11 protein-coding genes are annotated in these 13,866 nt (G+C 61.4%); 5 read left to right on the top strand and 6 right to left on the bottom strand.

Annotated elements, in window-relative coordinates; translation table 11 throughout:
• Positions 1-56 precede the first annotated feature (56 nt).
• Positions 57-773: an FKBP-type peptidyl-prolyl cis-trans isomerase gene (locus ACFC20_RS13135; RefSeq protein ID WP_375193408.1), complete on the top strand. Its 717-nt coding sequence runs from the start codon at positions 57-59 to the stop codon at positions 771-773.
• Between the two features lie 89 nt (positions 774-862).
• On the opposite strand, the gene rsd is transcribed toward ACFC20_RS13135, so the two are convergent.
• Together rsd and ACFC20_RS13125 are read right to left on the bottom strand one after the other, a co-directional pair.
• The gene (rsd, locus tag ACFC20_RS13130) at positions 863-1,342 is read right to left on the bottom strand and encodes a sigma D regulator (protein ID WP_091990262.1); all 480 of its coding nucleotides are present in this window, start codon (positions 1,340-1,342) and stop codon (positions 863-865) included.
• A gap of 100 nt (positions 1,343-1,442) precedes the next feature.
• A complete protein-coding gene (locus tag ACFC20_RS13125; RefSeq protein WP_375193407.1) occupies positions 1,443-1,949 on the bottom strand; it encodes a disulfide bond formation protein B in 507 nt (168 codons plus the stop codon).
• Between the two features lie 123 nt (positions 1,950-2,072).
• Between ACFC20_RS13125 and ACFC20_RS13120 the strand changes: the two genes are divergently transcribed.
• Positions 2,073-2,519 (top strand): flagellar basal body-associated FliL family protein, encoded by a 447-nt coding sequence (locus ACFC20_RS13120; protein ID WP_375193406.1) that lies wholly within the window; start codon positions 2,073-2,075, stop codon positions 2,517-2,519.
• A 19-nt stretch (positions 2,520-2,538) separates the two neighbouring features.
• Here ACFC20_RS13120 and rmf read toward each other — a convergent pair whose 3' ends face one another.
• The 4 genes from rmf to ACFC20_RS13100 all read right to left on the bottom strand — a co-directional run bounded on the left by rmf (position 2,539) and on the right by ACFC20_RS13100 (position 8,627).
• Complete coding sequence (gene rmf / locus ACFC20_RS13115) at positions 2,539-2,754, bottom strand: ribosome modulation factor (RefSeq protein WP_375193405.1); 216 nt, start codon at positions 2,752-2,754, stop codon at positions 2,539-2,541.
• A 121-nt stretch (positions 2,755-2,875) separates the two neighbouring features.
• The gene (gene gshA / locus ACFC20_RS13110) at positions 2,876-4,429 is read right to left on the bottom strand and encodes a glutamate--cysteine ligase (protein WP_375193404.1); all 1,554 of its coding nucleotides are present in this window, start codon (positions 4,427-4,429) and stop codon (positions 2,876-2,878) included.
• Positions 4,430-4,496: 67 nt separating this feature from the next.
• Positions 4,497-6,839, bottom strand: a complete 2,343-nt coding sequence (locus ACFC20_RS13105) for a Tex family protein (protein ID WP_375193403.1) — start codon at positions 6,837-6,839, stop codon at positions 4,497-4,499.
• 51 nt (positions 6,840-6,890) lie between these two features.
• Positions 6,891-8,627: an EAL domain-containing protein gene (locus tag ACFC20_RS13100; RefSeq protein WP_375193402.1), complete on the bottom strand. Its 1,737-nt coding sequence runs from the start codon at positions 8,625-8,627 to the stop codon at positions 6,891-6,893.
• Positions 8,628-8,770: 143 nt separating this feature from the next.
• On the opposite strand from ACFC20_RS13100, the gene rep reads away from it, so the two are divergent.
• The 3 genes from rep to ACFC20_RS13085 all read left to right on the top strand — a co-directional run bounded on the left by rep (position 8,771) and on the right by ACFC20_RS13085 (position 13,713).
• Positions 8,771-10,789, top strand: coding sequence for a DNA helicase Rep (gene rep, locus ACFC20_RS13095; RefSeq protein ID WP_375193401.1), 2,019 nt, complete (start codon positions 8,771-8,773; stop codon positions 10,787-10,789).
• A gap of 104 nt (positions 10,790-10,893) precedes the next feature.
• Positions 10,894-13,146, top strand: coding sequence for a galactose oxidase-like domain-containing protein (locus ACFC20_RS13090; protein WP_375193400.1), 2,253 nt, complete (start codon positions 10,894-10,896; stop codon positions 13,144-13,146).
• A 15-nt stretch (positions 13,147-13,161) separates the two neighbouring features.
• Positions 13,162-13,713, top strand: a complete 552-nt coding sequence (locus tag ACFC20_RS13085) for a hypothetical protein (protein ID WP_375193399.1) — start codon at positions 13,162-13,164, stop codon at positions 13,711-13,713.
• Positions 13,714-13,866: the final 153 nt, after the last annotated feature.

Genomic DNA, 13,866 nt, shown 5'->3' with positions numbered 1-13,866 from the left:
GATCAACACTTCACGGGGCGCCGCCCCGTAAACCGACGTTAGATAAGGAAGATGCAATGAAGAAGATTCTCCTTGCAGTGGCGGTGACCGGCCTGATGGCAGGCTGCTCCACGCCACCGGAAGCGCCCGAGCAACCCAAGCTGGACACCACCGACCAGAAGGTGAGTTACGGCATGGGCCTGGTACTGGGCGAGCGGATGAGCAATGACCTTCCGGAACTGCAGATGGACCAGTTCCTCCAGGGTATCCAGCATGGCCATTCCGACGACGACAAGGTCCGGCGGATGAGCCGTGAGGAAATCCAGCAGGCGCTGATGGCCTACCAGCAGGAGATGCAGCAGGAACAGGCCAAGCAGATGGAAGAACTCGCCCAGAAAAACAAGGAAGCCGGCGAGGCATTCCTGGCGGAGAACGCAGAGCGCGAAGGCGTGAAGACCACTGAGTCTGGCCTCCAGTACGAGGTTCTGGAAGCAGGCGAAGGCGAGAAGCCCTCCGAGACCGATACCGTTGAGGTGCATTACACCGGCGAATTGCTGTCCGGAGAAGTCTTCGACAGCTCCCGCGAGCGGGGCGAGCCGGTCACCTTTGCACTGAACCAGGTGATTCCGGGCTGGACCGAAGGCCTTCAGCTGATGAGCGAAGGCGCCCGCTACAAGCTCTACATTCCCGCTGACCTGGCCTATGGCCCGGGCGGCAACCGCTCCATCGGACCGAACGAAACCCTGGTCTTCGACGTGGAGCTGCTGGATATCAATCCGGGCGCCGAAGAGTAAGCACCCTTCAGGGCCAGGTGGCAACCGCCCGGCCATGAAAAAACCCCGGTCAGCGAGGCTGTACCGGGGTTTTTTGTGTCAGCAACCGGTCAGGCGGACGCCACCTTGCCGGCATGGGCGTTGTGCAGGTGCTCAATCAGGAAATCTTCCATCTCGAAACGGCTTTCAAGCGTCTCACCCAGCTTCGACAACTCGCTGAACAGTTCGCGGACCTCCGCCTCAGTGAGTTCCCGGCCGTCCAGTCGATCGTTGAAGTTGAGCGCCACCTCGGTGGTCTCCTGAATCCGGGGGTACAGTTTACCCGCCAGCTCCAGCCCCCCGTCGTTGAACTCACGGGCTTCACGAACCAGTTGTTCGTAGATCTCGAAGTGTCCAGTGGAGACATAATCCACCAGCACCTCACAGAGGCGCACGAACTTCTCTTTCAGCGCTTCTGTCTGTGAGAAGTCATTCTCGCCGGACAGTTCACAATACTGGACCAGCAGCTCCTGGCGTTCCTTGAGCCAGCGATCGATCAGATCGCTGACGCCACCCCAACGCTCCCTGGCATTCCGGCAATTCTCCAACATGACACCTGTTCTCCACTCGCTGTTGCGATGCTTTTCCCGGTTTCGACTTGCTTCAGGTTTTGATCAAGTTACCCCATGGTCGCGGTCAACCGCAACCGTTTCAGCCGCGGATCCATTCCCGGGGTTTTTGCCGGCGAAACAGCAGAACCAGCCCTGTGATCACCAGCAGAGTGAAAAACACCGCCGTCCATCCGGGAATGCTCAGCCCCAGGAAACGCCAGACGACTTCCGCGCAGTCACCGGTGCCCCGAAGCGCCGTGGAAAGCACTTCGAACCAGGGCAGAACCTCCAGCATGTAGTCCACAGAGGGCCCACAGGCGGGCACCTGGTCCGCCGGCAGGCTCTGCAGCCAAAGCTGCCGACCGGCGACGCCCAGACCGGCGCCGGCAGTGATCACCAGCAGCAGCCCGTAGATCCGGACACCGAACCCGGTAGGACCGTGCAGCAGCGCGAGAAAGCTGACCAGCCCGGCTCCCATGAAGCCAAAACGCTGAAGCCAGCACAGCGGGCAGGGCTCGAGGCCCATGACATGCTCCATGTAGAAGGCCACACCCAGCAACGCCGCACACAGAAGGAAGATGAAACCGAAAACCCATCTGCTGGTCAAAAGAATACCCCTGATCTTTAATGGAAACTGCAACCCCGCGCCGGTCCTGTTATGCTCCGGATTACCGGCGATGTTTGTATCTGATCTGCCACTTAACCCTAAACCACGAACAACTTCAAGCTTATGACACACCAGCCAAAATTCGTTCTGATGATCCTGTTCATGCTGTTCGCCATGGCGTCCTCACCGGTGTTTTCCCAGGAGGAGGAAGCCGCGGAAGAAGAAACGGTCGAAGAAGGAGGCGTCACCGATTACATTGGCATGGAACCCGCCTTCGTAACCCACGTGGGCACGCCGGGCAATAAGCCTACCTACCTGAAAGCGGCGGTGAGTCTGAGAGCAGGCAGCACCTCAACCCGACCGGCGGTGGAGGCCCATATGCCACGCCTGCGGCATGAACTGGTGATGCTGTTCGGCGAGCAAACCGATGTTAACCGGCTGACTTCTCTGGAAGGGCAACAGGCCCTGCGGGAGGAGGCAACACGCCGGATTAACGCGGTTCTGGAGGAACAGCAGACCGGCGAACAGATCGTCGGCGTGCTGTTTACGGAATTCGTGGTGCAGAAATAGGCCGGTACCGAAAGCCGGCTCAGGCAATCCGGGAGAACAGATCGTCGCCAGGATCGGTCTGGGCCCTCACTGCCTGTTCGGCATCGTCCCAACCCGCTTCCCAGGCGGCAATGACCACTTCGCCCCGGTAGGGGCAACGGCTTTTGTCCATACCCATGGAGGCGGCCATATACCCCTGCCGGTAGGCCTTGTTCAGCGCCTCCACGTCCCAGCCAAGTCTGATATCCCGTGCCATGGTACTTCCCCCCGATCCTTGTGTTACAGAAATTAACAGTCTGACCAGGGGGTGACAAATCTTTGTTCGTTTTCTGTGCGGCAGGTCCACACCGGACCGAGACCCGGTTACGGTGAAGGCATCAGGAGCGAAGATACTGCGCCAGGAAGTCACCGAAAGGCAGGGTGTCTGCCTGCTCCATCTGGCGCTGCTCCTCCAGGGACGACGATGTCATCGCCTCGAAAGCCTGCAGGGTTTCGGGGTCAAGGCCCTCCTGCTTCAGCTGGCTCTGGTGCTGAAGCGCCATTTCCATGACCCAGTCCCGATGCCCCAGCCCCGATGAGCGCATGGTCTCCAGAACCCGGGCCGACGTCACGTTCGCATCGCCATCAAGCACCCCGCGCTGAGCGGCCAGGGCCTCGCGGTAGGTGCTGCCACCCTGCCAGCTGTCCAGCAGCTCCGCCAGCGGCTCCAACTGCCCGAGAAGCTCGGTGGCAGCGTCGGTAACCCGGGTTCGCTGCCCGCCGCGGCACAGGGTCAACTCCCGATAACGACCGTTGGCCACCACGTCCTTGTAATTGTCATCCAGACGTTCGCATTCGGCATCGCCAATGCGCGGCGAATCCGACAGCAGGCAATCGAGCAGGAACAGGTCCAGGAAATCGATCTGCGCCTGGCTCACGCCCACCGGCGAGAACGGGTCCAGATCCAGGCATCGGACTTCGATGTATTCAACGCCGCGAGCCTCCAGCGCCTGGATGGGCTTTTCTTCCCGCTGCGTGGTGCGCTTCGGGCGAACCGCACTGTAGTACTCGTTCTCGATCTGCAGCACGCTGGTGTTGATCTGGATGAACTCATCACCCCGACGGGTGCCGATGGCCTCGTAAGCCGGCCAGGTGGTGTGGATGGCGCGATCCAGGGTCTGGGTGTAAGTGCTCAGTTCGTTAAAACAGATGTTCAGGGAGGCCTGGGCGTTGTTGTGGTAGCCGAGGTCGCCCATGCGCAGGGACGTGGCGTATTCACCATACCAGGTGCGGTCGTCAAACCGCTCAAGGTCGTGGCTGACGCCGTCCACGAAGCTGGCGTCCAGGGCCGGGGAGGCGCCAAACAGCAGCATCAGCAGCCAGCTGCGCCGGCGGAAATTGCGGATCAGCCAGAAATACTGGTCGGATTTGAAATCCTTGAGACTCTGCTCGTTACCCAGCAAGGCCTGCCATTTCTGCCAGAAACGGTCGGGGAAAGAGACATTGTAGTGGGCGCCGGCAATGCTCTGCATCATGCGCCCGTAACGAACCGCCAGTCCCTGCCGGTACACATGCTTGAGCCGACCGATATTGGAGCTGCCGTATTCGGCGATGGGAATGCTCGGGTCACCGTTGAGCTCGCAGGGCATGCTCGCGGGCCAGAACACCTCATCGCCCAGGTTCTGCTGCACAAACACATGGATATCCCGCAGGGATTTCAGCATGGCCCGGGTGTTGTCGAACACCGGAGTGATCAGCTCGAGCAGAGCTTCCGAGTAGTCAGTGGTGATACGTGGGTGGGTCAGTGCCGAACCCAGTGCCTCCGGGTGGGGCGTCTGGGCGATAAAGCCATTGCGGTCCACCCGCAGCCCCTCTTTTTCCACACCCTTGAGAAACCCGTCCCAGTCGCTGGCCGCGAACTGGCGAAAAACGGAATGGCGGGATTCAGCCATGGTTGACTCCTGCTACGGCGGGTGGCGGATTGACCAGCCACCGGCCCATGAAAATAGTGTAAACCCGTTAACGGCTGTCCTTGCGTGCCGAGGCCAGTGCCTGGGCCAGAGCACCGGCCATGGCACCCTGGGGCGATTTCTGGCCCGTTCCTGCGCTGCCAGCGTTCCTGCCTCCGCCCTTGCGACCGGCGCCGGCACGGTTGGCGGACATCGGCTTGCCTTCGTTCTTTTCGCCGGGCTGGTCATCCATACGCATACTCAGGGCAATCCGCTTGCGGGGAATGTCCACGTCCATGACCTTTACCTTGACGATATCCCCCGCCTTGACCACTTCCCTCGGGTCTTTCACGAACGTGTGGGACAGAGCCGAGATATGCACCAGCCCATCCTGGTGAACGCCGATGTCCACGAAGGCACCGAAGTTGGTCACGTTGGTGACCGAACCTTCCAGCACCATGCCCGGCTTCAGGTCGCTGAGGGTTTCCACACCCTCCTCGAAACTGGCGAACCGGAACTCCGGCCGCGGATCCCGGCCAGGTTTCTCCAGTTCCGAGATAATGTCCTTGATGGTTGGCAAACCGAACTGTTCTGTTACGTAATCCTGCGGATTCAGACCACGCAGGAACGCGGAATCGCCAATAATATCGTCCACCTTGCGATTGTTGCGCTTTGCGATCGCTTCCACCACGCCGTAGGCCTCCGGGTGCACCGAGGAGCGGTCCAGCGGGTTCTCGCCACCGGCAATGCGCAAAAAGCCCGCCGCCTGCTCGAAGGTCCGGTCGCCCAGACGGGTAACCTTGAGCAGTTGCTTGCGGTTTCGGAACAGGCCGTTCTGGTTGCGATACTCGATGATGTTCTGGGCGATGGTCTGGTTCAGGCCGGACACCCGCGCCAGCAGCGGCGCGGAGGCGGTGTTCAGGTCCACGCCCACGCCGTTTACACAGTCTTCCACCACCGCATCCAGGCTGCGGGACAGCTGCACCTGGGACACATCGTGCTGGTACTGCCCCACCCCGATGGACTTGGGTTCGATTTTCACCAGCTCAGCCAATGGATCCTGCAGCCGCCGGGCAATCGAGACGGCGCCGCGGATGGTCACGTCCAGGTCCGGCAGTTCCCGGGAGGCAAATTCTGAGGCGGAGTAAACCGACGCGCCGGACTCGCTGACCACAATCCGCGCCAGCTTCAGCTCCGGGTAGCGCTTGCACAGATCGGCCACCAGTTTCTCGGTTTCCCGGGAGGCGGTGCCGTTACCAATGGCCACCAGCTCGATCTTGTACTCCCGGCACCAGGCCGCCAGTTGCTCGATGGAGCGGTCCCACTGGTTCTGGGGCGCATGCGGGAAGATGGCGCCGTGGCCCTGAACCTGGCCGGTGCCGTCAATCACCGCCACCTTGACGCCGGTGCGCAACCCCGGGTCCAGGCCCAGGGTGGGGCGCGGGCCCGCCGGTGCCAGCAGCAGGAGATCCTTCAGGTTGGCGGCAAACACATTGATAGCCTCGGTCTCGGCCGCTTCGCGCACCTGCGCCATCAGGTCGGTTTCAATCTGGGTGGAGAGCTTCACGCGCCAGGTCCAGCGCACCACCTCTGACAGCCATTTGTCAGCGGCGCGACCGTTGTCCCGGATATTCCAGCGGGCCGCGATGCGCTGCTCGGCCGGATGCGGTGCCCGGCGGTCATCTTCGACATCACCGACCACTATCGAGTAGGCCAGGATACCCTCATTACGCCCCCGCAGGATGGCCAGGGCCCGGTGCGAAGGCACCTTTTTCAGGGGTTCAACGTGGTCGAAGTAGTCCCGGAACTTGGCGCCCTCGTTCTCCTTGCCTTCCACTACGGAAACCTTGAGTTGCCCTTCCTGCCAGATGAAATCCCGCAGGCTGCCCAGCAGTTCGGCATCCTCCGCAAAACGCTCCATCAGGATGTAGCGGGCGCCATCCAGGGCGGCCTTGGTGTCGTCCACGCCGGCCTCCTTGTTGAGATAGGCTTCGGCGGTGGCTTCAGGATCCTGGGTCGGGTCGTCGTAGAGTGCGTCCGCCAGGGGCTCCAGGCCGGCTTCCCGGGCAATCTGGGCCTTGGTGCGGCGCTTGGGCTTGTAGGGCAGGTACAGGTCTTCCAGACGGTTCTTGGTGTCGGCCTCGTTGATGCTGGCCTTGAGTTCGTCGGTCAGCTTGCCCTGCTCCTCAATACTCTTGAGGATGGTGGCACGGCGATCGTCCAGCTCCCGCAGGTAGCGCAGGCGCTCTTCGAGGTTCCGCAACTGGCTGTCGTCCAGCGAGCCGGTGATCTCTTTCCGGTACCGGGCGATGAACGGAACGGTGGCGCCTTCATCCAGCAGCGCGACGGTGGCGTTAACCTGCTGTTCGCGAATTCCGAGTTCGTCGGCGATGCGCCTGGAGATACTGTTCATGAAACCTCTGTTCTTGATGCTTTGCCAATAAAGCAGCAAAGGTACAGCGGCTTACTGTTGCAGGCAAGCGGCCTCGCCCCGCTTGTTCAGGAATTGCACAAGATCGGTCCAGGGCATGGGACGGGCGTAGTAATAACCCTGAATTTCATCGCAGTGCTGCTGGCGCAGGAACTCCAGTTGCCCTTCGGTTTCCACGCCTTCGGCCACCACGCTGATCTGCAGGCTGTGGGCGAGACTGATGATGGCCCGGATGATGTGCTCGGCGTCCGCCGACTGCCCCAGATCCTGGACAAAGGACTTGTCTATTTTTACCAGCGAGATGGGCAGGTGCTGCAGATTACTGAGAGAGGAGAAACCGGTGCCGAAATCGTCCAGCGCGAAGCTTATGCCAAGCTGGTTAAGCTCCCGGAGGCAGCGCTGGGCATAATCCGGGTCGTGCATCATGGCACTCTCGGTCAGTTCCAGCTCAAGCAGACTGGTATCGACGTTGGCATTGAAGATGATCCGGAAGATGGTCTCGGTCATTTTCCGGTCATGGAACTGGCGAAACGACAGGTTGACCGCGAACACCAGGCCAGGAAAGCCAAGCTCGGCGGATTCCTGCAGGCGCTTGCACGCCTGCTCAATGACCCAATAACCGATGGGCACGATCAGGCCGCTGCGCTCCGCCACCGGTATGAACTCATCCGGCCCCACCAGCCCCCGCTCCGGATGGTTCCAGCGCAGCAGGCATTCCACGCCCCGGACCTCCTCAGTGGCCAGGTCAATCCGGGGCTGATAGTAAACTTCCAGCTCCTTGCCCCGGAGCGCATTTCGCAGATCAGCCTCGAGCCGGAGCTGGTAGCCGGCGGAAATATGCAGCTGCCGGTCGTAGAAGCGGTAACTGGTGCCCGGGTCCCGCTTGGCCTCAAACATCGCGCGGTTGGCGCGCCGCATGAGGTTTTCGGCGTTATCGCCCGCTTCGGGATAAGTGGCAACCCCCAGGCTCGCACTCACCATCACCGTGTGTCCATCAACCGTAATGGGTTCATCCAGCGCGGAAACCACTTTCCGGATGATCCGGGTAATGTCGAGCGAATCCTCCACCTTCTCAACGATGATGGCCAGCTCGTCACCGCCGATGCGCATCAGAGAATCGACCCGGCGCAGCGCTTGCCGGAGTCGCTCGGCCAGTTTCATCATCAACTGGTCGCTTTTCTGGTAGCCAAAGGATTCGTTGATGCTGCGGAAGTCGTCGATGTTCAGGTGCAGCAACGCCAGCCGGTGCCCCGCCCTTTCGGCCCGCAACAGGGCCTGCTGCAGCCGGTCGAAGAACAGATCCCGGTTGATAAAGCCGGTGGCCACCTCCCGGCCCAACTGACCGTGGGCCGATTCGGCCAGCTGCTCCCGGTACCAGAGGCATTTCACGGCACGCCGGAAGGTCCAGTGATCGAGGGTCTGGCGGCTCAGGTAGTCGGCGGCGCCGGAGGCCAGAAGCTCAGGCGCCCGGCCGCCGGGAAGCTCGGCACTGATGGCCAGCACCGGCTTTTCATTGCTGGCCACGGCCAGATACTGCAGGAAGGCGGCCTCGGAGCCGCCGTGGAACGTACAATCCCAGACAATGACATCGAAGCTGGCGTTGCGGATCAGATCGTCACAGTCCACGAGGTCGGGACACCAGGTTGCGTCCGCGTTGACCTCGACGTCACCCGCCAGAAGCGCATTCAGCCAGAGAAAATCAGCGTAGTCCGGAGTCAGAACCAGAAGGCGCAACTGTCCTGGCCTCATGGTTTCCAGTGGCAATGTCATCAAGCAGGATCCATTTGTGCATGAACAACCGAGTCCGTTTCTCCAATAATAGTCGATAGTTCCGCAAGGTACAGAAACGCCGGCTGGTGTAGAATAAGCCGACGCTCGTGATCTCCATTTCGTTCCACCCTGGCCGACTATTTGTGAACAAGCTCAACCCCAGACAAAGTGAAGCAGTTCGCTACGCCGACGGTCCGCTGCTGGTGCTCGCCGGGGCCGGTAGCGGCAAAACCAGCGTGATCACCCGCAAGATTGCCTATCTGATTGAGCAGTTGGGCATACCCGGGCGCCACATTGCCGCGGTAACCTTTACCAACAAGGCCGCCCGGGAAATGAAGGAACGCGTGGGCCGGATTGTCGACCGCAAACTGACCCGCGGCCTGATTGTCTCCACCTTTCACAACCTCGGCCTGAACATGATCCGGGAGGAGCACGCTCACCTGGGCTACCACCCCGGTTTCTCGATCTTTGACGCCGAAGACGCCAAGGCCCTGCTGCAGGACCTGATGCTCCGGGAAGCGAGCGCCGAGGCCGGCGACGAGCTCAACGACATACAGATGACCATCTCCTCCTGGAAGAACGCCATGCGCGGGCCCGCCGAGGCCCTGAGCAAGGCCGCCGATGAGCGCGAACAGCGCATCGCCATCATCTACAAGAAGTACAACGAGTACCTGAAGGCGTACAACGCGGTGGATTTCGACGATCTGATCCTGCTGCCGGTGATGCTGTTCCGCTCGCACCCGGACGTGCTGGCCAAGTGGCGCCGGAAAATCCGCTACATGCTGGTGGACGAGTACCAGGACACCAACGTATGCCAGTACGAGCTGGTGAAGCAGCTGGTGGCTGAGCGGGCGTCGTTTACCGTGGTGGGCGATGATGACCAGTCCATCTACGCCTGGCGCGGTGCAAGGCCAGAGAACCTGGCCCAGCTCAAGGAGGACTTCCCCAGCCTGAAGATCGTCAAGCTGGAGCAGAATTACCGGTCGACGGCCAGGATCCTGCGCAGTGCCAACACCGTGATCGCCAACAACCCGCACGTGTTCGAGAAGGCGCTGTGGAGTGACCACACCATTGGTGAGGAAATCCGGATTGTGCGCTGCCGCAACGAAGACGCCGAAACCGAGCGCGTGGCCACCGAGATCCTCGACCAAAAGTTGAAGAAGGGCCTGGACTTCCGGGATTTCGCGGTGCTCTACCGCGGCAACCACCAGGCGCGCCTGCTGGAGATGAAGCTGCAGGCCTACCAGATTCCCTACCGCATCTCCGGCGGCCAGTCGTTCTTCTCCAAGAACGAGATCAAGGATGCGATGTCTTACCTTCGGCTGCTTATCAACCCGGACGACGACGCCGCCTTCCTGCGGGTGGTCAATGTGCCGCGCCGCGAAATCGGCCCGCGCACGCTTGAGCAGCTCAGCCACTATGCCCGCGCCCGCAATGTCAGCCTGTTCAAGGCCCTGGGCGACATGGGAGCGGAAACCCATGTGGCCGAGAAAGGCCTGGACCGGCTGCGCCGGTTTGCCCACTGGGTAGATGCCACCTGCGAGCGGCTGCACCGGGAAGATCCGGTGCCGGTCATCAAGCAGCTGTTCACCGACATCGAATACGAGGAGTGGCTGCACCAGCACTCGGGGACACCGAAACAGGCGGAGCGCCGGATGGAGAACATCTGGTACCTGGTGGAATCGATCCAGCGCATGCTGGATGACGGCAAGGGCACCGCCGATGAACTTGGCATCGAGGATGCCATCACCAAGCTCATCCTGCGGGACATGATGGAGCAGCGGGAGGAAGAGGACGACAGCGACAAGGTGCAGCTGCTCACCCTGCACGCATCCAAAGGCCTGGAATTCCCCCACGTCTTTATCATGGGCCTTGAGGAAGAGATCCTGCCGCACCGCAGCAGCATCGAGGAAGGCAACATTGAGGAAGAACGGCGACTGATGTACGTGGGCATCACCCGGGCCCGGGAGACCCTCACGCTCACCTATGCCGCCACCCGCAAACAGTACGGCGAGAAGCTGGAAACCATCCCCAGCCGGTTTCTGGACGAACTGCCGGAGGACGACCTGAAGTGGGAAGGCCTGGGCGATCTGGACGCCGAAGCCAACCAGAAAAAAGGCAAGGCCACACTGAGCGCCCTGCTTGGTGACCTCGGGCTCTGATTTCACTTTTTTTCACAAAGCCTGAAACTTTCAGGCCCCCTGATCCGTTCCTGCTGAAGGGATGCTTCATCCCTCTTCAACAACAACAAGATCAGGAGGACTCCATGTCCAGTTTTTCCCATCGATTTTGTCAGTTCACCGGTTCACTCCTGCTGGTTTCCGCCGGGATCTCGCCAGCCAGCGCAGATCTGCTGGGAGGGCTTGTCGGAAGTTCCACCGACGATACAACCACCCAGGCCGATCAGACCGGCGACCGGCCCCTGGGCTTTTTCAGCGAGCCGTTCGCCGAACCCACCATCATTGTTGACGGACAGACCGTGGAAACGGATGAAAAGTGCCTTACCCGCGCAGACGGCTCGGTTGAGTGCAAGCCGGCGGCCGGCACCATGGCCCTGCTCAGGGACGGCCGGCTGCTCTATCTGAACGCCCTGGAGGGCACCGAAAACGTGGAGCTCTCCATCGTGGCTGAGTTCGGTGAAGTCTCGGTAAACGACCAGACCCGGGTGCTGGCGCTGGATGCCAACGACAACCCGTCCTGGCTCAAACCATCACCGCTGGATGCCGGTGCCAACCCGGACGGCAATGACAGCGAAACCCTGCTCAGCGGAACCGAGCTGGACGGACTGCTGGATACCGCTGACAACACCAGCAAGAATGACGGCGCCCTGTTCTGCTCCGACGTGGTTGGTCTGGCCAACGGCGATGTGATGGCGGTCGGCGGCACCGATTACTATTCCGAGCCGGGAATCGACGGCCTGCCGCTCGGCGTTGCCGAACTGGAGGGCATCAAGAATTCCCGGATTTTTGACGAGACCACCAACACCTGGCGCCAGAGTGGCGACATGACCTACGGTCGCTGGTATCCCTCCCTGGTTACCCTCGGCAACGGCAATGTCTTCGTTGCCAGCGGCGTTACCAAACTGCTGAAACCGGTCTACCCGGACGAGCCCGTGAACAGCGGCCGCAATGTGGTACAGACCGAAACCTACAACCCCTGTGCCGGCACCTGGACAGAGAACCCGGCCACCGCCGACCGGTCCCTGCCGCTGTACCCGCGCATGCACCTGTTGCCGAACGGCCACGTGCTCTACAACGCCGGTGGTCAGGCCTTCAACCCGTTTGGCCAGGGCTACGACCAGGCCCTGTGGAATATTGTGGCCAGTTACAACCCCCGCACCCAGAGCTGGACAGACATCGGTTATGCCGGACTGCCGCTGCGACTGGATGAAGCCGGCCTCGGTCACCTGAGCAGTACCCTGAACCTCACTAACCTTTCGCTTGACCAGCTGGGCTCCCTGCTTGGAGATGTTCTGGAATCACCCACGGATCTGCTCCAGAGCGGCGCCGAGCTCGGCGTGTCGGAGGACGAGCTGAGAACAGCCATTGCCGGTGGTATGCGGGGTTCTACCTCGTCCACCATGCTGCCACTGAAGCCCGACGCCAACGGCGAATACCATGAGGTGGAGCTGTTGACCGCCGGAGGCGTGCCCAGCTATGCCCTGCTGACCAACCCCGGCGGTTACCTGCCCACCGACCAGAGCCGGATCGACCGCATTACCACCAACGGTGACGAGATTGACTACGAATCGCGCCTGACCGGCCCCCTGAACCAGCCACGCTGGTACGGCACCAACGTACTCATGGCGGACGGCAGTGTGATGGTGTTCAGCGGCGGAAACCGCGATGGCGTGGTGGCACCGGGTCTGGAAGGCCCGATACGCACCGCCGAACGCTTCGACCCGGAAACCGGTACCTGGACGGAAATGGCCATGGCCAATCGCCCTCGCACCTACCACAACACGGCGGTGCTCATGGAGGATGGCCGGGTGATGATTGCCGGGCATTCCCCCATCAACACCGCCTACCTGACCTTTGTTGATCTGCAGGACTTCGGCCTGGCCCCCTACGACGGCCGGGACCCGAGCTTCGAGATCTACACGCCGCCCTACGCCTTGCGCGATGATCGGCCGGCAATCAAGCGTGCACCGCGCAACCTGACCGTTGGCGATCGCTTCAACATCACGGTTGACCAGGCCGACCAGATCGACCGGGCCCTGTTGATCCGCAGAACCGTGATGACCCATGTAATCGACGGCGACCAGCGTGCCATTGAGCTGGTTCTGGAAAAGAACGCCGGTAACACGCTGACCCTGCAGATGCCGGACAACCACAACGTGGTGCCAGCCGGGGAGTACATGTTGTTCGTAAGCAAGAACACCCCCGAGGGCCGGGTACCGTCGGTTTCGGCGCCCATAACGGTGGTCAATCAGGATCTGGAATGCATGGCGCCGACCCAGGTGGCCGGCGATACCACCACCGAAGACGGCATCATCGAATCCACCATCGAGATTCTCTGATACGGGAGCAGACCCATGACACCAGAACCTGGCCAAACCGGCATGGTGCGACGGGTTCTGTTCGGGCTGGTCTCTCTGTCGGTCGCAGGACTGGCAGAGGGCCACGGCGCGCCCACCGTTGACGGCGCGCCGCCGGACATTATCGAGCCACGCATCACCCATCAGCCAGCGCTGCCCGGATTCCGGGCTATGATCCTTGAAGGACCGAGGCCCGGCATCCTGATGCGCTACCAGGGCAACCAGCCTGTGACCGTACTGGGCACCGGGGGCGAGCCCTTCCTCCGGTTCACTGGCAGGTCGGTGATGGCCAACCCGAACAGCCCCGACTGGCAGGCGCTGCCGAACAGACCGGCACGGCAATCAGACGAGAACGCGGGTGAGCGCGGCAATGACTGGGTGGAGCTGTCACGCTCCGGCAGTTTTGGCTGGCTCGACCCGCGCCTCTACCCTTCGCACCGGTCTTCCACAAGCACTGAAGAGCCGCTGAACTGGTCGATCAACCTGAAAACGGCCAGCGGAGACATCGAGACCATTGCCGGAGAGCTGACACGACGGCCACTGCCCTAGGCAGAAATCGGACAAAATATTTCCGGAAGCCATTCCTGGGACCGATTCAGGGAACACATTCAAGAAACCCATAGAGAAAACCCATACAGGAACCCCAGAAAAATCGGGATAGGGGGGAGCCATGAGGCTCCACCCCTCCCACACCACCCGGCA

The sequence above is a fragment of the Marinobacter sp. genome (assembly GCF_041984545.1).
Taxonomy (GTDB): domain Bacteria; phylum Pseudomonadota; class Gammaproteobacteria; order Pseudomonadales; family Oleiphilaceae; genus Marinobacter.
Note: the sequence above shows the minus strand (reverse complement) of the source record. Positions and strands in the feature narration are given on the sequence as shown.

Bases quoted from the DNA above. Each gene is read 5' to 3' on its own strand.
- ACFC20_RS13135 (WP_375193408.1), top strand. From the start codon at position 57: ATGAAGAAGATTCTCCTTGCAGTGGCGGTGACCGGCCTGATGGCAGGC.
- rsd (WP_091990262.1), bottom strand. From the start codon at position 1,342: ATGTTGGAGAATTGCCGGAATGCCAGGGAGCGTTGGGGTGGCGTCAGC.
- ACFC20_RS13120 (WP_375193406.1), top strand. From the start codon at position 2,073: ATGACACACCAGCCAAAATTCGTTCTGATGATCCTGTTCATGCTGTTC.
- rmf (WP_375193405.1), bottom strand. From the start codon at position 2,754: ATGGCACGGGATATCAGACTTGGCTGGGACGTGGAGGCGCTGAACAAG.
- gshA (WP_375193404.1), bottom strand. From the start codon at position 4,429: ATGGCTGAATCCCGCCATTCCGTTTTTCGCCAGTTCGCGGCCAGCGAC.
- ACFC20_RS13105 (WP_375193403.1), bottom strand. From the start codon at position 6,839: ATGAACAGTATCTCCAGGCGCATCGCCGACGAACTCGGAATTCGCGAA.
- ACFC20_RS13100 (WP_375193402.1), bottom strand. From the start codon at position 8,627: ATGACATTGCCACTGGAAACCATGAGGCCAGGACAGTTGCGCCTTCTG.
- ACFC20_RS13090 (WP_375193400.1), top strand. From the start codon at position 10,894: ATGTCCAGTTTTTCCCATCGATTTTGTCAGTTCACCGGTTCACTCCTG.
- ACFC20_RS13085 (WP_375193399.1), top strand. From the start codon at position 13,162: ATGACACCAGAACCTGGCCAAACCGGCATGGTGCGACGGGTTCTGTTC.